The organism is Arthrobacter sp. 05L417 (genome assembly GCF_056397865.1).
Genome location: NZ_JBFTOG010000003.1, coordinates 347,304 through 368,867, shown reverse-complemented (window position 1 = coordinate 368,867; position 21,564 = coordinate 347,304). Strand labels below are relative to the sequence as shown.

Below are 21,564 nucleotides of genomic sequence, written 5' to 3'. Positions count from 1 at the left end.
CCCTGATGTTTTCCTTGAGCCGGGTCCCCGGAGTCCGCTTGCATGGGCCGGGCTGCTCCTGACCCTATGCTTGGTGGGATGAGCGCGCCCGCACGAATCTTCATGATCCGGCACGGCCAGTCCGCCGCCAACGCCGACACTTCCATCTACAACCGTGTGCCCGATTACCGCATCCCACTGACGGAGCTTGGCGTCGGGCAGGCACGGGCAGCGGGTGAGGTGCTGCGCAGGAAGCTCGCCGGCGAACCCGTATGCGTTTACGTCTCGCCGTACCTTCGGGCATACCAGACCCTCGAGGCACTGAATCTGGGCAGCCTCACGGAAAGGGTGATCGAGGAGCCCCGGCTGCGTGAACAGGACTGGGCCAACTTCCAGATTGCCGGAGACATCGGGGACCAGAAGGAGCTTCGCAACCTCTACGGACATTTCTTCTACCGGTTCCGCGAGGGCGAATCAGGCTCCGATGTCTACGACCGGATTTCGTCCTTCATGGAAACGCTGTACCGGCATTGGGAAAAGCCCGATTACGCGCCCAACACCCTGCTGGTAACCCATGGCCTCACCATGCGGCTCTTCTGCATGCGATGGTTCCACTGGTCGGTGGAGTACTTCGAGTCCCTCAACAACCCCGGCAACGCGGAGCTACGGACACTTATCCGCAACGACCAGGACAAGTACGATCTCGACACGCCGTTCAGCCAGTGGGTGCAGCGCAGCACGGACGAAACCGTGCTGAACGCTCCCCCGATGGTTTTCTAACGGCCACAACGCTGCTAGGCGTCCTTGGCGACGATCACTTCGGTGCCGCTGGCTTCAAATGCCGCCTTGTCCTCTGCCGTGATGCCCGAGTCCGTGATGAGCCTCCGGAAGTCGTATCCGGCCATCGCGGCGAAGGCACGCTTGCCGATCTTCGTGGAGTCGGCCAGGACATAGGAGTCCGTGGCGCGCCGGGCCATGACGGTGTTCACCATGGCTTCTCCCTCGTCGGTGATGGTGGGGCCGATCTTCGGATCGACTCCGTTGACGCCGATAAAGGCGATGTCCAAGGCAACCTTCTGCATGATGACATCGGTGTAGGGCCCCACAAGTTCGTAGGAACGCGGGTTCAGGATGCCACCGGTGACCATGATCTTGATGTTAGGGCGCACGGCAAGCTGGGCGGCGATGTTGATCGCGTTGGTGACCACAGTCAGCATTGGGCGGTTGGAGGGCGCGTTCAGGTCTTCGCGGGTGGACAGCACTTGGGCCAAGGCCGTGTTGGTGGTGCCGCCGCTCAGTCCGATCACGGCCCCGGGCATGATGAGCTCGGAGGCCGCCAAGGCAATCTGCTGCTTTGCCTCGGCGTGATCATCCCTGTTGTAGCGCCCCGGGAGTTCGTAGGCCACTGATCCCGTGGTTGCACCGCCACGGGTACGGCTCAGGAGCCGCTGCTTGGCGAGGCTGTCCAAGTCACGACGGGCCGTGGCTGGCGAGACTGCCAGGCGGGTCACGATATCCTCGACCTCGACATGCCCTGACTCGGCGAGGAGATCAAGGATGGCTGTCAGTCGATCGTTGCGGGTCATCACGAACCTTCCGGAAATTGGGACTAATTCACCTTCGCGAACAGCGTCAGCAGACGTGCGGTTTCCAACACCAGGGCGTCCCGTCCGGCCTTGATGTACTTGCGGGAGTCCACCACGGAAGGGTTGGCATCCAGGTACTCACGGACGGCGCGGGTGAAGAACCCGTTCAAGTGTGTGGATACGTTGATCTTAGTCATACCGGCCCGGATTGCCGCCACCAGCATTTCATCTGCTACTCCGGAGGACCCGTGAAGGACGAGCGGCAGCTGGACGGCCTGCTTGAGCCGGGTGATGAGGGCCAAGTCCAAGGCGGCACTGCGTTCGGTCATGGTGTGCGAGGAACCGACGGCGACGGCGAGGGCGTCAACGCCGGTGGCATCCACGAAGGAGCGGGCCTCCGCCGGATCCGTCCGGACTCCCGGAGCATGGGCACCGTCCTTGCCTCCCACCTTCCCAAGTTCGGCCTCGACGTAGACCCCGTGCTCCCGGGCGTATCTGGCGACCCGACGCGTGACGTCAACGTTCGAGCCATAAGGCAAGTGCGCGCCGTCGTACATGACGGAACCGAACCCGAGGTCGACGGCCTGCAGGGCCAGCTCTTCGGATTCGGCATGGTCCAGGTGCAGGGCCACGGGCACCGAGGAGTCCCGGGCGATGGACATGGCACCCCGTGCAATCGGCACGAGCCCGCCGTGGAAACGGACGCAGTTCTCCGAGATTTGCAGGATCAACGGGACGCCTGCCGCCTCCGCCCCGGCAACCAGGCCTTCCGCGGTTTCGAGGTGGATGACATTGAAGGCGCCCTGTCCGATGCCATTGGCCGCGGCGGTATCCATGAGTTCCCGTGTACTGACGAGCGTCACAGGGTCTCCTTCCAGCTGAGAATGAGTTGGTCTTCGAGGTCCGTATAAAGCGGCGAGATCTCACCGGCGGCAGGCATGAGCACTGCGGCGGCGGACCAGGCTGTTGCCCGGCGGAGGATCGTAGGGATGTCGGTGATGCCGGCGGCGAGCGCGACGGCGGCCGCCGCCACTCCGGCGTCGCCGGCTCCCGTGGGGTTGCCGCTGAGTGGTTCCGGGAGCCGGGCGCTCCAGTAGCCTCCGGGGGCGGCATGGTGGAACGCGAGCATGCCTTCGGCACCGGCGCTGACCAGGACTGTCCTGGCACCCAAAGCGATCAATCGCCGTGCCGCGACATCCAGGCTGCTTTCCCCTGTTGCTTCGAGGAGTTCGTGGTTGTTGGGCTTGAGGAGGTCCGCCCCGGCCCGCGCGGCGGCGATGATCCCGGGACCGGAGGTATCGACGACGGCGGGAATCCCGGCGTCGTGCGCCAGGCTCACCAGCGCCGGGTAGAAGTCGGCCGGCGCGCCGGGTGGCAGGCTGCCGGAACCGACGAGCACGCCTGCGCTCTCCCCGTCGAGGGCGTCGACGACGGCGGCTGCCAGCGCCTGCCATTCGGACGGTTGGAGGGGGCTCCCCTCTTCATTGAAAATGGACGTTTCGCCACCCACCGTGTCCACGAGGGCGATGCTGCGCCGTGTTTCCGCGGCGACCGGAATCAATCGGTGCGGCACGCCGCTGCTGAGCAGTTCGGCGGCGAATTCGGCACCGGCCGGGCCGCCCGAGGGCGCGAGTGCCAGCACGGGATGGCCCAGCTGGTGGGCCACGCGCGCAACATTGAGGCCTTTTCCGCCTGCGCGGCTGAGCGGTGCGGCTACGCGATGACTTGCACCGGGGGTGATCCCGGCGACGTGATAGCTGAGGTCGATGGCCGGGTTGGGCGTGACGGTGATGACCCGTTTCATGGCGTGGTTCATCGTCCCGTCCCCGTGCCGGAGGCGGCCTTCGCGGCCGGGAGCAGGGCCCGGGCCCTCATGGCGGCGCCGAGCAAGCCTGCATCCTGGCCAAGTTGCGCGCGCATGATGATCGGCCGGCGTTGGAAGTCGAGGAGTTCGTCAAGGCGCGAACGGAGCGGCTGGAGGAGTCCTTCTCCCGCTTCGGCAAGGCCGCCGCCCACAACCACTGCTTCGGTGCCGATGATGCTGACGCATTGGCTGAGGCTGAAGGCGAGGGCGTCCACCGCGTCGGCCCAGATCCGGGCTGCAAGGGCATCGCCCGCTTGGGCCCGTTCGAGGACTTCACGGGCACCGGCGCGCGGAGTTCCGGCCTTGTCGCTGTAACGCCGGGCGATCGCTCCGGCGGAGCCGACGGCCTCGAGGATCGCGGTCCCGGGACCGTCCGGGTCCGGTACGAGGGCGTGGCCCAGTTCCCCGGCGAAGCCGCCTGCGCGCACCGGGTACCCGTCGGAGATGACGGCGGCGGCGATCCCGGTGCCGACCACCATCACCACGACGTTGCGAAAATCGCGGGCCGCTCCGAAACGGAATTCGGCTTCGGCCGCCGTGCTGACGTCATGCCCGAAGGAGACCGGCAGCCCGAGGCGCTGCGCGGCCTTTTCCCCGAAGGGAAAGTTCCGCCAACCCAGGTTCGCCGAATAGATCCCCACCCCGGTGTCTGAGTCAACGATTCCCGGAACAACAATGCACGCGGCTTTCGCCGGGTGGCCCGGGAACTCAGCGGCAAACTCAGCCGCCAATGCCGCAACGGCGTCCAGGATTGCCTCGCCCGGCCGCAAGGGATCATGCGGCGTAGCAGTGCGGCGCAAACCCAGGACATTCCCGGCCGTGTCGACAAGGCCTGCCTTCAGGTCCGTCCCGCCCACATCAAAGGCCAGGACTGCGGATTCAGCGGCTCCGAGAACCATGGGATTACCTAGGCCGTGGCGTTCAGGACGACAGAGCGCGTGAGGTTGCGCGGCAGGTCCGGGTTGAGGCCGCGCACGCGTGCCCGCTCCAGGGTGACCTTGTGGACCCGTGCCAGCTCGGCGAGCGGGTGCTTGCCGGTGTTGACGTAGAGGGCGCCCGTGCGCCCCATGTCGGCGTCCAGTCCCTCGGGCTGCGGGCCAAAGATCCACGTCACCCGGCCAGGTGCAGCAATGGAAATGGGACCGTGCCGGTATTCCATCGCCGGATAGGATTCGGTCCAGCCCTGCACTGCCTCACGCATCTTGAGCCCGGCTTCGTGGGCCAGCCCAACCGTCCAGCCCGTGCCGAGGAAGGTGAACTGTTCAGCGTCGAGCAGCTCCTGGGAAACAGGTTCGGTCACAGCGGTACGGGCGTCCTCGATTGCCGTGCCGAGTTCGATGCCCAGGCTCGTCAGGAGGTACACGAGGGCCGTCGTGGCGAAGCGGGTCTGGACCACCGATTTCTCGTCGGCGTAAGGGAGGCCGATCACGGCGTCGGCCAGGGTGGTGATAGGCGAATTCACGTCCCCGATCACCGCAACCGTACGGACTTTCCCGCGCAAGGCTTCCAACAACTCAAGAACCTCAGTGGTGGTGCCGGAGCGGGTGATGGCGATCACGGCGTCGTACTGGCGGCCCGCGCTGTTGTGATTGAGGAAGGCTTCGGACGCTGCGAACGCGTCCGTGACGCCCTTGCCCGCGGCTTCGCGGGCAGCGGCATAGCTTTGCGCCATGAACCATGAGGTACCGCAACCAACGACGGCGATCCGCTCACCGTCGGCGGGAAGCAGGTGCTCCGCCTTGGACTGCTCGATGGCCCGCTGCCAGACCTCGGGCTGCGAAACAAGCTCTTCTTCCATGAAGGCCCCGAGGGTGTTGTTACTCATCGCACTTACCATTCCTGTCCGCGCTTCGTCGACGCGCTCTTCAACACTCAATGATTTGACGTTTTATGATCCATATAAACACTAAACGATCATATTCAATCGCACAAGGATCGTTGCGACCGCAAGGCGCGCCTGGCAAATGGGAATGACTACCCCCAGGGCGGAACCCCGCCCTGGGGTCGCTAGAGTGCACAAGCAAAAGCAGGGCCCCTCCGCGTGGAGAGGCCCTGCCGGTGTTGCGAAAGTGTGTTGCGGTAGGCGGCCCTAGACCGCGCGGACGCCTGCCCGCCACACCGCGAAAGTCAGCGGGATGCCGGGACGGTACGCCAGGTGCGTCGCCGACGGCGCCTTGAGCATGTGCAGGTCGGCGCGGTGCCCGACGGCGATCGAACCCACCGCCCGTTCGCCGTCGACGTCGTTGCCCGACTCCCTGCCCAGCGCCAGCGCGCCGCCGTAGGTGGCCGCCCGGACGGCTTCGTGGACGCTCAAGTGCATCTGCAGCACCGCCGTGGTGACGCAGAAGGCGATGGAGCTCGTGTAGGAGGTGCCGGGATTGCAGTTTGCGGCCAAGGCAATCTGCACCCCCGCGTCGATCAACGCGCGGCCCGGCGCGAGCGGCTGCCGGGTGGAGAGATCGCAGGCAGGCAGGCACGTGGCCACCGTGCCGCGCGTGCCCGCTCCGGTGGAGGCATCCCAGCCGCTCCAGGTTCCGGCGAGCGCCTCGATATCGGCCGCTGAAAGGTAATTGACGTGGTCAACGCTGGCAGCACCGAACTCCACGGCCAACTGCACACCAGGTCCTTCACCCAATTGGTTGCCGTGCACACGCAGGCCCAGGCCCGCATCGCGGCAGGCGGTCAGGACGCGACGCGACTGTTCTTCAGTGAAAGCGCCGCGCTCGCAGAAGACATCGGCCCAGCTGACATACGGGCGGACGGCGTCGAGCATCGGACCGCAGACGAGGTCCGTGTATTCCTCGGCGTCGGCACCGGCCGGGACCAAGTGCGCGCCGAGGTAGGTGACTTCGTCCACGGTCGCTGCCGCGATGCGTGCGCTGCGGGCCTCGTTTTCAAGGTCCAGTCCGTAGCCGGTCTTGCTCTCAAGGTAGGTGGTGCCCTGGGAAACGGCTTCGGCCACGCGCCCGGCGGCGAGTCGCGTCAGTTCCTCGTCGCTCGCGGCGCGCGTGGCGCCGGTGGTGACGGCGATGCCGCCGGCGCTGTAGCTCTGGCCGGCCATCCTGGCCTCGAATTCGGCGGTGCGGTCCCCTGCGAAAATCAGGTGCGAGTGCGAGTCCACCCAGCCCGGGAGCACCGCGCGGCCTTCCGCGTCCACGTGCTCATCAGCCGAGGGAGCCTCCGACGCCGGACCGATCCAGGAAATCCGCTCACCTTCGATCACCACGGCGGCGTCCTTGAGGACACGGTGCTCCGCGTCCTGGGTCATCAGTTCGCCGATGTTGCTGATCAGTGTGCTCGTCTGCCCGCTCATGAACCTATTGTTCAACGGCGGATGGACCAACGGGCCGCCGCCAGCTCCCTCGGTGTCCGGGATACCGGACTGATGCCGGATGTGTGGTCCAGGATTTCCGCGGCCGCGAGCTCGGCGATGGCGGAAGAGGTCTGGAAACCGTAGCCGCCTTGGCCTGCAAGCCAGAAAAAGCCCGGAGCCTCGGCGTCGAAACCCACCACGGGAACGCCGTCGGCGGCCTCGGTGCGCAACCCGGTCCAAGCCTTGGCCACGGAGCGTATGCCCAGCGACGTGATCGAGTTCAGCCGGACCACCAGCTCTTCCACGTCGCCGGGACGCGGCTGTGCGTCTTCGGGGCCGCTCGGCACCGTCTCCGACGGCGAAATGAGCACTTGCGCCCCCTCACGCCGGAAGTAGTAGGAGTCATCCGCCGCCGCCACCATGGGGCTGCCCACCGGAAGGGGGCGTTCGACGTCGACGATGGCCGCGGTGCGCCGGAACGGCTGCAAGCCCAGCTTCTCCACCCCGCTGAGCACCGCGAGTTCATCCGCCCAGGCACCGGCTGCGTTGACCACGACGGCGGACTGGAAGCCTTCCAGCCCGGCGCCCAGTTGCCAGCCGGAGCGGAGGCGTTGGGCCGAATGGACCCGGGCGCCGGTGATGATGTCCACTCCCCCGGCTTCGGCGCGCTGCCGGTGGTCTTCCAAGAGCACGGGTGCGTTGCAGGCGAATGACCCGGTATCCAGGCCCGCGGCCGTGAAGGACCCAGGGTTCAACGCCGGGCACAGCTCAAGGGCTTCGGCGTGCGTAATGTGGTGCATGTGCCCGCTGGCTTCTGCCTTGACGGTGGCTTCGTCGCCCACCAACATGAACGAGCGCGGTTCCAGTACCGGTACCGGCAACGCGGCGTCGCGGGCTCCCATCAGTTCCAGGGTGCGGACGGTGAGTTCCTGCACGACGGCGGGTCCGTAGCTTGGGATCAATTGCCGGGCCGAGCGGGAGGATGTGTGGTAGGCCAGTATCTGTTCGGCCTCCACGAGGGCCACCGAGCACCGGCCGGCCAGCGCCGAAGCCAGCGACAACCCGGCGATGCCTCCACCGACAATTACCACGTCATAGTTTGCAGCCATTCCTCCATCCTGTCAGCGCACACGCCCAGATGCGAGGGGGAGGTGGTGGGGCTAGTCCACCGCGGACCGCTTGATGCCCATGTAGGGGGTCCACCATGTGAGGGGCTCCGTGACGGTGAAGCGCCGCCCCGAGATCGAATCCGCTGGAACCCGCACGAAATGGTCTTTCTTGCCGGCTTCCCAAGGAAAGAGGGGCAGCGAGAACGAGTTGACGACGTCGTCGATCTGCTTGACCGGCGCCGCTTTGCCGTGGAGCACAACACTCCATGCGACGCCGGTGTCGGCGTCGACGCCGTCCACTTCCATGGCCACCGGGAATTCGCCCAAGGCCGCGGCAAGCTTTGTGCCCGCCCCGGTCCTGAAGACAACCGTCCCCTGGTCCACGGTGTAATTGATCGGAAAAATGTCAGGGTGGTCTCCGAGCCACACCGCCAGCCTGCCAACGGACACGCCCCTCAGGAGATTCCAGCATTGCTGCGAATCCAACACCTCGGTGACGGGTTGTGCTGCATCTTTGTCCATGTTGCAGATACTAGGCCTCCGATCCCCCTTGGGACAGGGTTGCCAGGAAGGGGACTCAGCGCAGGTACTGGAGCTCCTCGAAATGACGGATGTAGTCATCCAGTAGCGCTTCTGCCACCCTGACCGAGTCCACGAGCGGGTTCATCGCCATCGCCTTGTAGGCAGAGCTCCGGGAACCCGTGAGCGCAGCGTCGATCGTGGCTCGTTCCACCGCCTTGGCGTTGACGACAAGTCCCCGCGCGTAGTCCGGAAGAGACTTGGCGGGGAGCAAGCGGACTCCGCCCGCATCCACGAGGCACGGCGCCTCAATGACGGCGTCGGCGTCGAGTTCTGCCAGGGTGCCCTTATTGGGGACGTTCAGGATCAGGCGGGCCGTTTCCCCCTGGCTGATGGCACGCATGATCGCCAAGGCAACAGCCTCGTAGCCACCGGATACCAGGTCCTCGGCGTCGCGTTCGAACGTACCGGCTGCCTCCCTGTTGCTCTGCATGTACGTCTCTTCGCGGTCGAGCTTGGTCTTCTCCCAGAGCCTGAGGGCCGACTTCGACGACGGACCCGCCTGGGCGGGCTCCGCACCGCCGTCGTTCGCTTCCGCCAGCCCGCTGTAGAAGGACGACTGCTGCCGCGCCAAGTAGGCGCCGCGGGTGGTTTGGGCGCGCCGGTCGGCGTCGAGCGCTTCCCGCCTGAAGTAGTAGTAGTGCAGATACTCGTTGGGAACCGCGCCCAGGGCTTTGATCCACGAAGCGCCGAACAGCCGGCCCTCTTCAAAGGACTCGATGGCGCGGTGGTCGGCCAGGAGCCGCGGCAGGACATCCTCGCCGTCGACCACCAGCCCGCGCAGCCAGCCCAGGTGGTTCAGGCCGATGTAGTCGATCTCCACGGAGCCGTCCCGAAAGGCCGCCCCGCCTCGGTGGATTCCGGCCGCGAGCAAGCATCGCCTGGCCAGCCCCACCGGCGAATCGCAGATCCCCACCACCTTGTTGCCAAGGACCCGCGTCATGACCTCGGTGATGACCCCGGCCGGGTTGGTGAAGTTGATGAACCAAGCGTCCGGAGCATGCTTCTTCACCGCCTCGGCGATGTCCAGGACCACGGGAATGGTCCGCAAGGCATAGGAAATCCCGCCGGCACCGACGGTCTCCTGCCCGATGACACCGTGCGCCAGGGCAATCCGCTCATCGGCGGCGCGCCCCTCCAGGCCACCCACCCGGATGGCGGAGAAGATGAAGTCGGTGCCGGGCAAGGCGTCCGGCAGTTCCGTGAATATCCTCACCGCAGGTGCGTCGGGCACCCCCTCGGCCATGTCGGCGAGGACCCTGGCCACCACGCCCAGGCGTGCGGGGTCGGCGTCGAACAGCCTCAGTTCGGTGACCCTGCCGGGCCCATGGTCCGACAGCAGTGCTGAATAGACCAGGGGTACCCGGAATCCCCCGCCGCCCAGGATGGTGAGGATCATGGGAACTCAGAGCCCCGCGGCTGCGCGGCTCTTCACGAAGGCCTCGACACACGCCTCGACGTCCTCGGAGCTGTGTGCGGCCGAGAGCTGCACGCGGATCCGGGCAGCTCCCTTGGGCACCACGGGGTAGCTGAACGCCGTGACGAACACTCCATGGTGGAGCATCTCGTCGGCAACCTTCGCTGCCGCCACGGCGTCGCCGAACATCACCGGAATGATGGCGTGCTCGCCGTCGAGCAGTTCGAAGCCTTCCTCGCTCATGCGGCGCCGGAACAAGGCAGCGTTCTCGAAGAGCCTGGAGCGGAGCTCGCCCGAACCCTGGACCAGCTCAATGGCCTTGATGGTGGCTGCGACGATTGCCGGGGCCAGGGAGTTGGAGAACAGGTAAGGGCGGGCCTTCTGGCGCAGCATGGCGACGATTTCGCTGCGGCCGGAGACGTAGCCTCCGGAGGCGCCGCCAAGGGCCTTGCCGAACGTGCCGGTGTAGATGTCGATCCTGTCGGAAACACCCGCGTGTTCCGGGGTTCCGGCACCGGTGGCTCCCACGAAGCCTACGGCGTGGGAATCGTCCACCATGACCAGCGCGTCATGCTTTTCGGCGAGATCGCAGATGGCTTCGAGCGGCGCGAGGTAGCCGTCCATGGAGAAGACGCCGTCCGTCACGATGATCTTGCGCCGGGCCGGTGCCTCGCCGCTTGAGGCCTCGATCAGCTTGGCTTCGAGGTCAGCCATGTCCTGGTTGGCGTAGCGGAAGCGCTTGGCCTTGCTGAGCCGGATGCCGTCGATGATCGAGGCGTGGTTCAGGGAGTCGGAGATGATGGCGTCCTCGGCCCCGAACAGGGACTCGAAGACACCTCCGTTGGCGTCGAAGCAGCTGGAGAAGAGGATGGTGTCTTCGGTTCCGAGGAACTGTGAGACCCGGGCCTCGAGCTCAAGGTGGAGGTCCTGGGTGCCGCAGATGAAACGGACGGAGGCCATGCCGAAGCCGCGCTCGTCCATGGCGGACTTGGCGGCCGCGATGATGTCCGGGTGGTCTGCGAGGCCCAGGTAGTTGTTGGCGCAGAAGTTAAGGACGGTGTTCGCCGGCTGGCCGAGCTGGCCTGCGGCGATGTGGCTCGCTTGCGGCGAGTCGATGTGGCGTTCGGTCTTGAAGAGGCCTGCGGTCCGGATCTCTTCAAGTTCGCCTTGCAGCTGGTCTTTGATGCTTGAGTACATGGTGGCTCCTGGTACTGGGGTCTTGGGGAGGACTTTACGTTGTCTTAGATTTCGGCGTTCTAGAGTTCGGTCCAGTCGAGGACAACCTTGCCGCCAATGCCGGCGCGCGCGATTTCGAAGCCCTTTTCCCAATCGGTGGCGGACAGCTTGTCCGTGACGACGGCGGAAATGTGGCTGTGCAGCACGGGGTTGGAGGACAGCATGGCGCTCATGGCGTACCAGGTTTCGTACATCTCGCGGCCGTAGATGCCCTTGAGGGTCAGCATGTGCGTGACCACTTTGCCCCAGTCGATGTCGATGGACTGGCTGGGCAAGCCGAGCATGGCGATGCGTCCGCCGTGGTTCATGTTGTTGATCATCTCAGGCAGGGCCGTGGGATGCCCGGACATTTCCAGGCCGATGTCGAATCCTTCGCGCATGCCGAGCTCGAGCTGGGCGTCCTTGACGCGCATCTTCGACACGTCGACGGCGAGGTCCACACCCATCTTCCGGGCGAGTTCGAGGCGGGGAGCCGAGACGTCCGTGATGGCGATCTTGCGGGCACCGGCGTGGCGCGCGACGGCGATTGCCATGAGCCCGATGGGCCCGGCACCTGTGATGAGCACATCCTCGCCGACCAGGGGGAAGCTCAGGGCGGTGTGGACGGCGTTGCCGAAGGGGTCGAAGATGGCGCCAAGCTCCGGGGTGACGGAGGGATCGTGGTGGACCCAGACGTTGGTCTCCGGGATGACAACGTATTCGGCGAAGGCGCCGTCTCGCTGCACGCCCACGGACACCGTGTGGATGCACATCTGGCGGCGGCCTGCGCGGCAATTGCGGCAGATCCCGCAGACCACGTGGCCTTCACCGGAGACGCGGTCACCTACCTTGACGTCGCGGACGTCCTCGCCCACAGACACCACTTCGCCGTAGAACTCGTGTCCGGCGATCAAGGGAGTCTCGATGATGCTCTGCGCCCAGGCGTCCCAGGACTGGATGTGCAGGTCGGTTCCGCAGATGCCGGTGGTCATGACGCGGATCTTGACGTCGCTCGGACCTGCCTCCGGCTCGGGCCGTTCGACGAGTTCAAAACCAGCGTGGGGACCGGACTTGTAGAGAGCCTTCATGGGTCTTCCTAACTCAAGGGATTGGGCCGTTTGTGTGCCGTTTCACTTCATTGAAGCCCCACGGACGGTTTAGCACAACTAGGTTTTTCTCAATCAACGATTTAGCATTTGCTAAATGGAAGTACATCAGCTCCAAATGCTCAGGGAACTAGGAGATCTCGGCAGTGTCAAGGCCGTAGCCGAGACGCTCATGGTCACCCCCTCGGCCGTTTCCCAGCAGCTCGCACTCCTGCAGAAATCGGTGGACGTGCCCCTGACCCGAAAGGAAGGCCGCGCCCTGGTGCTCACCGATGCGGGCCGGGTCCTCGCCGACGCCGGAGCCGCCGTCGTGAATGCGCTCGCGGACGCCCAGGCGGCGATCGGCGCTTACCACGACTCCCCGGGCTCCACCGTGACCCTAAGCGCCTTCCACAGTGCGGGGCAGGCCTTGTTCGCTCCACTCGCGGCTTTATTGACGAGCGCGCGCAATGTCGGTCCGGAAAACAGCGTTCCGCGCGTGAAACTCGCCGACGAAGATGTTGCCCAGGAAGACTTTCCGGGCCTCGCCGCGCGCTACGACCTCGTGCTGGCGCACCGGATGGAGCACAGCCCCGGGTGGCCCACCGACAAAGTGGCCGTGATCCCGCTCGCCGACGAACCGCTCGACGTCGCGTTGCCTGCCGGGCACCCGCTCGCGGCGCGCCGCGAACTCAGCCCGGCCGACGTCGTCGGGCAGCCCTGGGTGACCAGCCGCGCCGGATACTCTCCCGCGGATGTGCTGGCCGCCGTCGTCGCCGTCAGCGGACGGCCCGCGGATGTCCTGCACCGCATCAACGACTATTCCACCGTTGCCTCGCTCGTGGCGGACGGCGGCGCGATAGGTTTGCTCCCGCGGTTCACCGCCCAGCGCGTGCTGGACGCCGGCGTGGTGCTGCGTCCGCTGGCGGGGGTGAATTCCGTGCGCAAGATCGACATCCTCGCGAGGCCGGAGACCCTGAAACGGAAATCGGTCATGACGGTCTGCGAAGCGCTGCAGACCGTCATGACCGAACTCGCCGGGGGTACATCACCTGGCGCCTCCCAGCCCAACTAGCTCGCATTTAATGTCGTTATGAGGCCTCAAAACGACAACAACTGCGAGCTACTTGGGGGCGCGGGCGCTAGAGTTCCCGGACCCGGACCGGCTGCCCTGCGTTGAAATACTCCACGAGCTGTTCGGGCAAGGCCGGAACGAGCTTCGCGCAACCGTCGCCGCGGAGGGACTCGGTGGCAAGCACTCCAGCGGCCACGGCCTCGCGGGCCGCGATCGGCGACGTCGCCGTGGTTCCGCCATCCTTGGCGAAGCGCAGGAACTCAGCGATCAGCAAGGGGTCCGCTCCGCCATGGCCGCCTTCTCCGTCACGGACCAAGACCTTCTGGTCAGGCTCGGCGAAACCGGAGGTGGTCCTGGTGGTCCATACGTAGATCTGGTCGCCGGCCCCGTCACCGAAGTTCTCGATCCTGCCTTTGGTGCCGATCACCGTGTAGTTCCGCCAATAGTCCGGGGTGAAGTGGCACTGCTGGTACGAGGCGAGTACACCGTTGTCCAAGACCATGTTCATCATCGAGATGTCCTCGACGTCGATCGTCTCGGCGAGGTCCGTCTGTTCGGTGGGGGGCCAGTTGTCCACGGAGAACCAATCTCCCATCCGCCGCCCCGTGTTGTCGCGGCGGGAAGCGACGTCCCCGTACACGGCCAGCTCGCCGATCGCCTGGACCTTGGTGCTGTATCCCCCGGCGAGCCAGTGGATGACGTCGATATCGTGGGCGCCCTTTTGCAGCAGCAGCCCTGTGGTGTTGGCACGCTGGGCATGCCAATCCTTGAAATAGTAGTCCCCGCCGTTCCCCACGAAATGCCGGCACCAAACTGCTTTGACGTCACCGATGGTCCCGGCCTGGATGATGTCGCGCATCTGCACCACCACCGGCATGTGCCGCATGTTGTGGCCCACGTAGAGTCGAGTTCCGGAGTCGAAGGCCGTCTGGAGGATAACGTCGGCTGCTTCGAGCGTGACGTCGAGCGGTTTCTCGCAGAAGGTGGGGATGCCGGCTTTGAGCGTCCGGACGGCGACGGCGGCGTGCTGGTTGTCCGGCGTCAGGACCAGGACCGCGTCCAGACCGGAGTCCAACAGGACGTCCAGATCGTCGGTGACGACCGCCGTCGGGATCTTCTCGGCCGCGTCTGCCCTGCCGCGCTCGCCCAGATCGCACACGACCGTAACTTCCGAACCGTGGCCGGGCTTGTGCGCGTGGCGCCACAGCGACGACCGCAAGCCGAATCCAACGATGCCTACTTTGAGGTCCATAAGTACTTTCCTAACTAGATAGGTTGATGCGCGGGCGTGTTTGACCCACCCGTTGCGCGATTCCTTGGTTGACCAGCTCGCGAACCCTTCGGTAGTGAAGGGGGTCGTAGCTGAAGCTGTCCATGGCGAGGCTCCCGCCCGAGCCGTCCGTATCGATGAGGGCGAGCACTTCCTCGCGGCCGGCCAGCTTGGCCAGGAGCGAGAGTGCCCGGTGGTCCCACATGGCCTGGGCGAATACCTTGTAACGGATCGATTCCCACGGAACCCCGTCCGGTCCCGGGTAGACCATGAAGGCATCGCCGCCCGGGAAGGCTCCCCCGGCACAGGTGTCCTTGAACGGGTCCACGGGCGCCAACGAATGGGCCGTGTTGTAGAAGTTGAATCCCCAATGCAGAAAGCCCGCGCATTCCAGGGCGAAGAGCTGGTGGCCCAACACCCGGTTTCGCACTGAAGGCATGGAAATGAACCGGTTCGCAACACCGACGTCCTGGGCGACGCAGTAATAGACCCACAGGTCCTTCACTCCGGCCGCCAGGAACGGCGCCACGGCATCGCTTGCCACCACGGGATTCGATACTGCCCCGCTGCTGTAGAACTCGAAGTCGCTCAGGGCGTCAACCACCGTCAGCCCGTCGAGGAGATCCGCGACGGCGCCCTTTGCCCGTTGGTATCCGGCCAGGGCTTCGGCACCCTCCGGTTCATCCGAAATGTGGAAAATGACCCGGTCAAGCGACCAGTGCTCCGCCAGAAAGGACCGCAGCGCCGGCAGCAGCTCGGCCATGAGCTCCCGGTACGAGGACGACGTCGACGGCACGTCCCAGCCGAAGCGCCGCTCCAGGCCTTCCGCGGTTTCGATATAGATCGCCGGAGTCGCTTTGGCGCCCCATTGTGTGAACAAGTGGGCGATTTCCAAGTACTGGATTCCATGTTTGGCGCACAGGCCCACCCAGCGCAGCAGCTTGCTGAAATCAAAGTGGTAGCCGGAATCTTCGCGGATCCCGATCAGCTGGGTGGGCAGCCGCGTTCCGCCGACGGCCGTGTCCAGCGGAGGAGTCCACGTGGGTGTCAGCAGCGAGTTTGCTCCCATCCTTGCCGCGGACCCCATGAAGGCATCGATGATCGACCAATGCTCCTCGCTGAACACGCCGACGCCGTAATGGCTCGCCAGGCCGTCGCAGTGGAGCCAGTGGGCGTTCACGATCTCCAGTTCCGGGGCTTGCGGGGGCACCACGGTGACGCAGATGTGGGTGCTGAAGAGCGTGTTGCCTTCCGCGTCCCGCACCGAGATCCCGAGTTCGTGATCGCCCGCGTGATCCACGGAAGGCACCACGAGGTCGATCCATGCCGCGGTCCATTGGCCATAGAGCGGATTGATCAGCCCATCCGGGGCAGGCCGCAAAAGGTCCGGATACAGTCCGGGGGTATCCCGGTCGTAACCGCCATCATGCTCCGGGAATGCCGCCAATGAACATGGCACCAGCTCAACCTGCGAAATGGAGGTGAATCCTGCCGCCGGACCATCGACTGCAACTTCCAACGCCCCGGACAGCCGAAAGTCGTGTTTCATGGGCGGCCGGAGCGCTACCTGGACCGAGGCGGTCTCGCCGGGGAAAACGGACATCGGAATGGTCCTGTCGAACGGCCGTGGTGGAACGTCCGGGTAGACCTTTTCCAGGGAGTCCACGAGCACGAACGACCAGCCGTCATCCGGTGCCGCGTTCTGTTCCGTCAAGGCTGTGATCCTTTCCTACGTGAGCTCTACTTGAGTCTCTACTTGGGCTCTACTTGAGCCCTACTTGAGTCCCGAGCGGCCGATGCCTGCCATGACGCGCTTCTGCATGAGCAGGAACATGATCAGGATCGGCGCCATGGCCATCAGGGATGCCGCCATGAGGATCGGGTAATTGTTGGCGTGCTCACCCTGGAGGTTCGAAAGCCCGACGCTCAACGGTGCGGCGTTCGCCGTCGACGTCACTACCAAAGGCCATAAGAGGTCGTTCCAGGACCACAGCACAGTGATGATGACGAGGGCCCACAGGCCGTTGGCCGCGAGTGGCAGCATGACCCGGAAGAAGATCTGGAACGGATTGGCGCCGTCGAGCCGTGCCGCATCTTCGAGTTCGTCCGGGAGCCCCATGAAAAACTGGCGCATCAGGAACAGGCCGAAAGCGCTGAAGATGCCCGGAGCCACGATGCCGGCAATGCTGTTCAGCCAACCCAGGTTTTGGATGATCTGGTACTGCGGGATCAGGAACAACTGGGACGGCACCATGATGATCGACAAGACGACGGCCAGGATGAGCCCTTTGAACCGGAACTGCATCCGCGCGAAGGCGTAGCCCGCCATCGAGCAGAGGAGCACTTGCCCGATCACCCGGATCACTGTGATTGCTACCGTCACCCAAAGCTGTGAACCGAAATTCATGGAGGTGAAGACGTCCGCGAAGTTGTGCCATTGGACGACACTCGGCCACAGGGTGGGCGGGGTGCTTTGGACTTCGGCGTTCGTCGAAAGCGACATGACGATCTGGTACAGGAGCGGGGAGATCATGGCCAACCCGCCAATGCTCAGAACACAGTGCGCCAGGACGTTCGAGCCCTGTTTGCCGCCTTTGGCGCCGTGGCTTTTGGCGCCCCGGCCCTTGCTTGCGCGGCCCGCGCCGTCGCGATCCGCGGGTGTGCCTGGAGCTTGAGACGGCCTCGCGGTGGCCGCCCCGCTCCGTCGCGATTCGACGCCGCTTTTTGTGGAGAGCATCGATTCAGACATAGTTGACCCACCTCTTCTGGATACGGAATTGGAAAGCGGTCAGAAGAGCGATGATGACCAGGATCAGGATGCCGATGGCGGCCGCGTAGCCCTTGTCGTTCTGCAGGAAGGCCTGGTTGTAGAAGATGTACACGAGGCTTTGCGTCTGCGGCATGGCCAGGTTGGCTTTCCCCATCATCACGTACAGCAGATCAAACAGCTGGAAGCCGCTGATCACGGTGACGATCGTGACGAAGAAGATGCTGGGCGTCAACAACGGAACGGTAATGCTGAAGAATTGGCGGACCCGGCTGGCCCCGTCCATTTCCGCCGCTTCGAAGAGCTCCCGCGGAATCTCGCGCAGCCCCGCGCTGATGATGATGAGGTTGAATCCCAGCGACATCCAAAGCCCCACGGTAGCCACGGCGAGCAGTGCGAACCCCGGCGTCGATGTCCAGTAGGGGCCCTGGATCCCGAACAAGCCCAAGAACCAGTTGATGGGTCCGAAGTCACCGTTGTAGATCAGCCTCCATACGATCCCGACGGCGGCCGGCATGGTGATGTAGGGAATGAAGTACAGCGTCCGGTACAGGGCTGCGAAGCGCAGGCCGGGACGCTCGATCAAGGACGCAAGAATGACCGCGATGGGAATCCCCAGCAGCACGACGACCGTGTAGATCAGCGTATTGAGGATTGACTGCGGAATAGTGGAATCCGCGAACATCCGCACGTAGTTGTCCAAGCCGATGAACTTGGTTCCGCCGAAGACTCCCCACTTGGTGAAGCTGTAGTAGAACGTCTGGATGATCGGCCAAAGGTAGAACACACCGATGCCCGCAACGGTAGGCACCACGAACAACCATGGCCACCAGCCATCCGACTTCGATTTTCCTTTGCGGCGATCCCCCGCTGCCCGGGCGGCACGGACGCTTTTGGACGCCGGCGTCAGGGTCTGGGCTTTCATGATTCTTTGGCCAGCGCGGCATTCATCTGGCTGGCAAGGTCCTTGGCGACGTCGGCAACCGGCTTGGTCCCGGCGAAGGCCTGCGGCAGCAAGGTGTTCTCGAGTTCGTTCCAGGCGGCAGTGTTGGCAGACGCCGGGTAGGGCGAGGCATCCTTGGCCAGGTCAAGGAAGACGTTGAGGTCAACGGAAGGAACGGACTTGACCCAGGCATCCTGTGTGCCGTTGAAAGCCGGGATGACGGTTCCAGTTTCCGCCTGGATCTTGGCAGCATCCTGGGTCCCCAGGAAGGCGACGAACGCCTGCGCCGCGGCAGGGTTCTTCGCATTGGCGGGAATCACGTTGGCAAGTCCGTGGATCACGCTCTGGTTGCTCTTCGGCCCCTTCGGGAGGCTGACAATGCCCAGATCGTCACCGAGTGCCTTTTGGGCCGGCCCGACGGTCCAGGAGCCGTCCATGGTCATAGCCAATTTCCTGGACGTGAACATGTCGCTCGAGGAGGTGTCCGTCAATTGCTGCATCGAGGGCGATACGCCGGACTCGATCAGGTCGCGCCAGAACTGGAGGCCTGCGATCGATCCGGCGGAGTCGTAGCCCGACTTCTTGCCGTCGGCCGAAATGATGGTCCCGCCGGCTTCGATCATGGTGTTGTAGTAGCTGGTCTGGCCACCGGTGAGGTCCCCGGCATAACCGTAGATACCCTTGCCCTGGTAGAACTTGGACAGTTTCGCGCCAGCGGATTTCACGTCGTCCCATGTCCAGTTGGGCGTCGGATCGGGCACCCCGGCTTCCTTGAAGAGGGCCTTGTTGTAGAAGAGCGCACTGGTATCGAAGTCCTTGGGGACCCCGTAGAACGTCCCGTTGACGGTGTACAGATCCACCAGTGCCTTGGGGTAATTGGACAAATCCACTCCCTTGCCGGAGACCAGTCCGTCCAAAGGCAACAGCTGGTTGTTTTGCGCGTAGAGCTTGATGTGCGGACCATTCATCCAGAAAACGTCCGGCAGGGTGTTGCTGCTTGCCTGGGTTTGGATCTTCGTCCAGTAGGCCGAACCCTTCGACGGCGTGACGTCGATGGTGACCTTGATGTTCGGGTATTGCTTGTTGAACTCGGTCACGATCTTCTGCATCGCGGGCTTTTGTGCCGCGTCCCAGATGGCGTAGCTCAGCTCGGCGCTCAGGTCCTTCGCGGGAGCAGCGTAGGCGGCCTTGGCTGCGCTGCCCCCGGCGGCACTGTTCCCGCCGCAGGCAGCGAGCGAAACGACGGCGGCACCGGCGGCCGCAAAGGAAAGGAATGACCTGCGGGTCACGTTGTGGTTCATAAGAATTCTCCGATGTCTTGGTCAGAAGACCGACGGTCCTTCGGGGGCGGGCCCGCATTCGGCGAACAGCCAACCCAACTGATGTTGTGCAGTTGATCACATCATGTTAATCGTTTAAAGGCAAGATCCTGATTGATCTTTCCTTAACTTTTTCGGGCACAAAACGTCATCAAAGTGCAAATGGGATGATTGCCTGATCATCGGGAACGTGCATCGACGTACCTCGGGGATAGCTCCCGGTTCGACCGAGGGCTCCCGGTTCACGCCGAGGGCGCTGAATCCCTCACAATGAGCTTCCAGGGGAATTCCAGAACGCTCGCGGGCCCATCGGGATTCTCTGCCCGGTCGAGCAGGAATGCAGCCAAGCCATCGAAAAAGCCCTCAGGACCAACGGTGGTCAACGACGGCGTCATGCGCTCGCCTTCGGTGGTGTTGCCGATACCGAGCACTTCCACGTCCTCGGGAATGCGGAGTTGCAGCCGTTGGGCCGCATGGATGGCTGCGATCGCGGCGAAATCGGTGGTCGCATAGATCGCGGTCGGACGGTCCGCCCGCTGCAGGAGCCGCAGCGCGGCATCGAACGCGCTGAGTCCGTCGCGGTCATACGTCTCGACGTAGTCGTCCCGGTAATCCAAACCAGCCTTGGCGAGGCCACGCGTGTATGCGCCCAAGCGGATGTCCAGGGTGCTCATCGAATGTGTCGACGAGATCAGGCAACCCACCCGGCGGTGCCGCCCGGTGAGGTGATCCACCGCCTGTTCGCAGGACGAACCGGCCAACGGGCGCACGACGTCGAATCCCTCAGGTTCCATGGTGTCGCTGAAAACCACCAAGCGCTGCAATCTCGCCGCCTGCGCCAGCAGTTCGGCATCCCCTGGCTCTTCGGCGCCGTCGATGAATGTCACGTCGGCGTTTTGCCGTTTCAGGGCCACCCGCCAGTCGGTATCGGCCAGAATCATGGGCGTAATGCCACGTTGGGCCGCAGCCGTACCAACAGCGCGGCTCACGTCCAGTGCCCATGGATCCGAAATCATGGTCAGCGACAGCATGAGTAGGTTCGTTCGTCCAGTGCGGATCGCCCTTGCCGATTGGTTGGGGCGATATCCGAGGGCCAGGGCAGCCTCTTGAACCCGGAGCACGGTGGCGGGGGCCACGCCGGAACCGCTCCTGCTGCCGTCTTTGCCGCTCCTGCCTGAAAGCACATAGGACACAGTCGCCGTCGAAACCCCGGCTGCTGCCGCCACGGACTTGATCGTGGGGCGCATTCGTCTCCTTCTTGGCTGAGCCGCCGAACCACGGGCGTGGTTCGGCGGTAGTAGCATCATAGCCAGACGAGCGGGCGCGGGTTCAGGAAGAGACGCTCCCGTAGCCCAGCCGTCGTCCACCATTACCGGGCGCAGCAGGCAAGGTACCTCCGATAATGCGTGTGGCCGTGACGGTGGTGCCGCTCTTCGTGCCGGAGGCAGCGACTGTGTCCCCCGCCTTCAAGTCGGTGGCCTTGATGGTCTGGGGCGATGGCCGCCGGCCTTGCGTGCCCGCTCCGGAAGCGGGGAGCTTGACGATGGTGGTAGACGATGTGATCGCGTAGCTCTGAGTGAAGCCGTCATCGCTCTTGACGGAAATGCTCGCATCGCTGACGGACTGCACGGTGCCTCGCTGCGACACGAGGGTCGTATAGCTGCCGTCCTTGTTCTTGACCGTGAACTCACCGTGGATCCCCGGACCTGCGAAGCCGCGGGGAAGCACGGGGAACGGCCGGGCTTTGCCGGGCGACGGAGTGGCGGGCGAGGTGGCCCCCGGCGACGGCGTGGCGGGCGACGCCGTACCTGTCGGCGTCGCGCTCACCACGTACTCGGGGATGATCTGGCCGGCAGCCCACACTGCGGCCGCACCACCGCCGCCGAGGACGACGGCGATACCGCCGGCGATGAGGGCCTTACGAACCCCCGGAGTCATGGTGGACATGGCCGAATCCTTTCTCCGCTCCTCCCCGGACCGGTAAGGGGCGGGCAGCAAAGAACTGATGACTCCATGATGAGCCCTGAAGCTGTGTGGGGGCTG

At 64.6% G+C, this 21,564-nt stretch carries 20 protein-coding genes; 2 read left to right on the top strand and 18 right to left on the bottom strand.

What is annotated here, in order from left to right; all coding sequences use genetic code 11:
- The first annotated feature begins 78 nt into the window (after positions 1-78).
- Positions 79-759 (top strand): histidine phosphatase family protein, encoded by a 681-nt coding sequence (locus AC1DJW_RS04980; protein WP_284751350.1) that lies wholly within the window; start codon positions 79-81, stop codon positions 757-759.
- A 14-nt stretch (positions 760-773) separates the two neighbouring features.
- Here the strand turns inward: AC1DJW_RS04980 and AC1DJW_RS04975 are convergent, their stop codons facing one another.
- The 11 genes from AC1DJW_RS04975 to tdh form a co-directional block, all read right to left on the bottom strand.
- The gene (locus AC1DJW_RS04975) at positions 774-1,565 is read right to left on the bottom strand and encodes a DeoR/GlpR family DNA-binding transcription regulator (protein WP_234750768.1); all 792 of its coding nucleotides are present in this window, start codon (positions 1,563-1,565) and stop codon (positions 774-776) included.
- Between the two features lie 23 nt (positions 1,566-1,588).
- Complete coding sequence (locus AC1DJW_RS04970) at positions 1,589-2,428, bottom strand: class II fructose-bisphosphate aldolase (protein ID WP_284751351.1); 840 nt, start codon at positions 2,426-2,428, stop codon at positions 1,589-1,591.
- On the bottom strand, positions 2,425-3,381 hold the full coding sequence (locus tag AC1DJW_RS04965; protein ID WP_476900852.1) for a 1-phosphofructokinase family hexose kinase: 957 nt from the start codon (positions 3,379-3,381) through the stop codon (positions 2,425-2,427). Before AC1DJW_RS04965 ends, AC1DJW_RS04970 begins: the two co-directional genes overlap by 4 nt.
- On the bottom strand, positions 3,378-4,328 hold the full coding sequence (locus AC1DJW_RS04960; protein WP_284751353.1) for an ROK family protein: 951 nt from the start codon (positions 4,326-4,328) through the stop codon (positions 3,378-3,380). Before AC1DJW_RS04960 ends, AC1DJW_RS04965 begins: the two co-directional genes overlap by 4 nt.
- Before the next feature lie 8 nt (positions 4,329-4,336).
- On the bottom strand, positions 4,337-5,254 hold the full coding sequence (locus AC1DJW_RS04955) for an SIS domain-containing protein (RefSeq protein ID WP_284751354.1): 918 nt from the start codon (positions 5,252-5,254) through the stop codon (positions 4,337-4,339).
- Positions 5,255-5,518: 264 nt separating this feature from the next.
- Positions 5,519-6,742, bottom strand: a complete 1,224-nt coding sequence (gene hutI, locus AC1DJW_RS04950) for an imidazolonepropionase (protein WP_459340564.1) — start codon at positions 6,740-6,742, stop codon at positions 5,519-5,521.
- 11 nt (positions 6,743-6,753) lie between these two features.
- A complete protein-coding gene (locus tag AC1DJW_RS04945) occupies positions 6,754-7,851 on the bottom strand; it encodes an NAD(P)/FAD-dependent oxidoreductase (protein ID WP_459340565.1) in 1,098 nt (365 codons plus the stop codon).
- A gap of 51 nt (positions 7,852-7,902) precedes the next feature.
- On the bottom strand, positions 7,903-8,373 hold the full coding sequence (locus AC1DJW_RS04940) for a pyridoxamine 5'-phosphate oxidase family protein (RefSeq protein WP_284751359.1): 471 nt from the start codon (positions 8,371-8,373) through the stop codon (positions 7,903-7,905).
- Between the two features lie 55 nt (positions 8,374-8,428).
- Positions 8,429-9,829: a 6-phospho-beta-glucosidase gene (locus tag AC1DJW_RS04935; RefSeq protein WP_476900851.1), complete on the bottom strand. Its 1,401-nt coding sequence runs from the start codon at positions 9,827-9,829 to the stop codon at positions 8,429-8,431.
- A 6-nt stretch (positions 9,830-9,835) separates the two neighbouring features.
- On the bottom strand, positions 9,836-11,044 hold the full coding sequence (locus AC1DJW_RS04930) for a glycine C-acetyltransferase (RefSeq protein ID WP_476900850.1): 1,209 nt from the start codon (positions 11,042-11,044) through the stop codon (positions 9,836-9,838).
- A gap of 59 nt (positions 11,045-11,103) precedes the next feature.
- Positions 11,104-12,150: an L-threonine 3-dehydrogenase gene (gene tdh / locus AC1DJW_RS04925; RefSeq protein ID WP_284751362.1), complete on the bottom strand. Its 1,047-nt coding sequence runs from the start codon at positions 12,148-12,150 to the stop codon at positions 11,104-11,106.
- 115 nt (positions 12,151-12,265) lie between these two features.
- Between tdh and AC1DJW_RS04920 the strand changes: the two genes are divergently transcribed.
- Positions 12,266-13,222, top strand: a complete 957-nt coding sequence (locus tag AC1DJW_RS04920; protein ID WP_284751363.1) for a LysR family transcriptional regulator — start codon at positions 12,266-12,268, stop codon at positions 13,220-13,222.
- Between the two features lie 67 nt (positions 13,223-13,289).
- On the opposite strand, the gene AC1DJW_RS04915 is transcribed toward AC1DJW_RS04920, so the two are convergent.
- The 7 genes from AC1DJW_RS04915 to AC1DJW_RS04885 all read right to left on the bottom strand — a co-directional run bounded on the left by AC1DJW_RS04915 (position 13,290) and on the right by AC1DJW_RS04885 (position 21,468).
- Positions 13,290-14,474, bottom strand: a complete 1,185-nt coding sequence (locus tag AC1DJW_RS04915; protein ID WP_476900849.1) for a Gfo/Idh/MocA family protein — start codon at positions 14,472-14,474, stop codon at positions 13,290-13,292.
- Positions 14,475-14,484: 10 nt separating this feature from the next.
- The gene (locus tag AC1DJW_RS04910) at positions 14,485-16,206 is read right to left on the bottom strand and encodes a DUF4091 domain-containing protein (RefSeq protein ID WP_476900848.1); all 1,722 of its coding nucleotides are present in this window, start codon (positions 16,204-16,206) and stop codon (positions 14,485-14,487) included.
- Between the two features lie 60 nt (positions 16,207-16,266).
- Positions 16,267-17,241 (bottom strand): carbohydrate ABC transporter permease, encoded by a 975-nt coding sequence (locus AC1DJW_RS04905; protein ID WP_459340569.1) that lies wholly within the window; start codon positions 17,239-17,241, stop codon positions 16,267-16,269.
- Entirely contained in the window at positions 17,234-18,184 is a 951-nt protein-coding gene (locus AC1DJW_RS04900) for a carbohydrate ABC transporter permease (protein ID WP_284751367.1), read from the bottom strand. Before AC1DJW_RS04900 ends, AC1DJW_RS04905 begins: the two co-directional genes overlap by 8 nt.
- Positions 18,181-19,503 (bottom strand): extracellular solute-binding protein, encoded by a 1,323-nt coding sequence (locus AC1DJW_RS04895; protein ID WP_390282985.1) that lies wholly within the window; start codon positions 19,501-19,503, stop codon positions 18,181-18,183. Before AC1DJW_RS04895 ends, AC1DJW_RS04900 begins: the two co-directional genes overlap by 4 nt.
- Before the next feature lie 260 nt (positions 19,504-19,763).
- Positions 19,764-20,768 (bottom strand): LacI family DNA-binding transcriptional regulator, encoded by a 1,005-nt coding sequence (locus AC1DJW_RS04890; protein WP_284751369.1) that lies wholly within the window; start codon positions 20,766-20,768, stop codon positions 19,764-19,766.
- 82 nt (positions 20,769-20,850) lie between these two features.
- Entirely contained in the window at positions 20,851-21,468 is a 618-nt protein-coding gene (locus AC1DJW_RS04885) for a hypothetical protein (protein ID WP_390282986.1), read from the bottom strand.
- Positions 21,469-21,564 lie beyond the last annotated feature (96 nt).

Excerpts from the sequence above, each read along its gene's own strand:
- AC1DJW_RS04980 (WP_284751350.1), top strand. The coding sequence starts at position 79 with ATGAGCGCGCCCGCACGAATCTTCATGATCCGGCACGGCCAGTCCGCC.
- AC1DJW_RS04975 (WP_234750768.1), bottom strand. The coding sequence starts at position 1,565 with ATGACCCGCAACGATCGACTGACAGCCATCCTTGATCTCCTCGCCGAG.
- AC1DJW_RS04965 (WP_476900852.1), bottom strand. The coding sequence starts at position 3,381 with ATGAACCACGCCATGAAACGGGTCATCACCGTCACGCCCAACCCGGCC.
- AC1DJW_RS04960 (WP_284751353.1), bottom strand. The coding sequence starts at position 4,328 with ATGGTTCTCGGAGCCGCTGAATCCGCAGTCCTGGCCTTTGATGTGGGC.
- AC1DJW_RS04955 (WP_284751354.1), bottom strand. The coding sequence starts at position 5,254 with ATGAGTAACAACACCCTCGGGGCCTTCATGGAAGAAGAGCTTGTTTCG.
- hutI (WP_459340564.1), bottom strand. The coding sequence starts at position 6,742 with ATGAGCGGGCAGACGAGCACACTGATCAGCAACATCGGCGAACTGATG.
- AC1DJW_RS04945 (WP_459340565.1), bottom strand. The coding sequence starts at position 7,851 with ATGGCTGCAAACTATGACGTGGTAATTGTCGGTGGAGGCATCGCCGGG.
- AC1DJW_RS04940 (WP_284751359.1), bottom strand. The coding sequence starts at position 8,373 with ATGGACAAAGATGCAGCACAACCCGTCACCGAGGTGTTGGATTCGCAG.
- AC1DJW_RS04935 (WP_476900851.1), bottom strand. The coding sequence starts at position 9,829 with ATGATCCTCACCATCCTGGGCGGCGGGGGATTCCGGGTACCCCTGGTC.
- AC1DJW_RS04930 (WP_476900850.1), bottom strand. The coding sequence starts at position 11,044 with ATGTACTCAAGCATCAAAGACCAGCTGCAAGGCGAACTTGAAGAGATC.
- tdh (WP_284751362.1), bottom strand. The coding sequence starts at position 12,150 with ATGAAGGCTCTCTACAAGTCCGGTCCCCACGCTGGTTTTGAACTCGTC.
- AC1DJW_RS04920 (WP_284751363.1), top strand. The coding sequence starts at position 12,266 with ATGGAAGTACATCAGCTCCAAATGCTCAGGGAACTAGGAGATCTCGGC.
- AC1DJW_RS04915 (WP_476900849.1), bottom strand. The coding sequence starts at position 14,474 with ATGGACCTCAAAGTAGGCATCGTTGGATTCGGCTTGCGGTCGTCGCTG.
- AC1DJW_RS04905 (WP_459340569.1), bottom strand. The coding sequence starts at position 17,241 with ATGTCTGAATCGATGCTCTCCACAAAAAGCGGCGTCGAATCGCGACGG.
- AC1DJW_RS04900 (WP_284751367.1), bottom strand. The coding sequence starts at position 18,184 with ATGAAAGCCCAGACCCTGACGCCGGCGTCCAAAAGCGTCCGTGCCGCC.
- AC1DJW_RS04895 (WP_390282985.1), bottom strand. The coding sequence starts at position 19,503 with ATGAACCACAACGTGACCCGCAGGTCATTCCTTTCCTTTGCGGCCGCC.
- AC1DJW_RS04890 (WP_284751369.1), bottom strand. The coding sequence starts at position 20,768 with ATGCGCCCCACGATCAAGTCCGTGGCGGCAGCAGCCGGGGTTTCGACG.
- AC1DJW_RS04885 (WP_390282986.1), bottom strand. The coding sequence starts at position 21,468 with ATGTCCACCATGACTCCGGGGGTTCGTAAGGCCCTCATCGCCGGCGGT.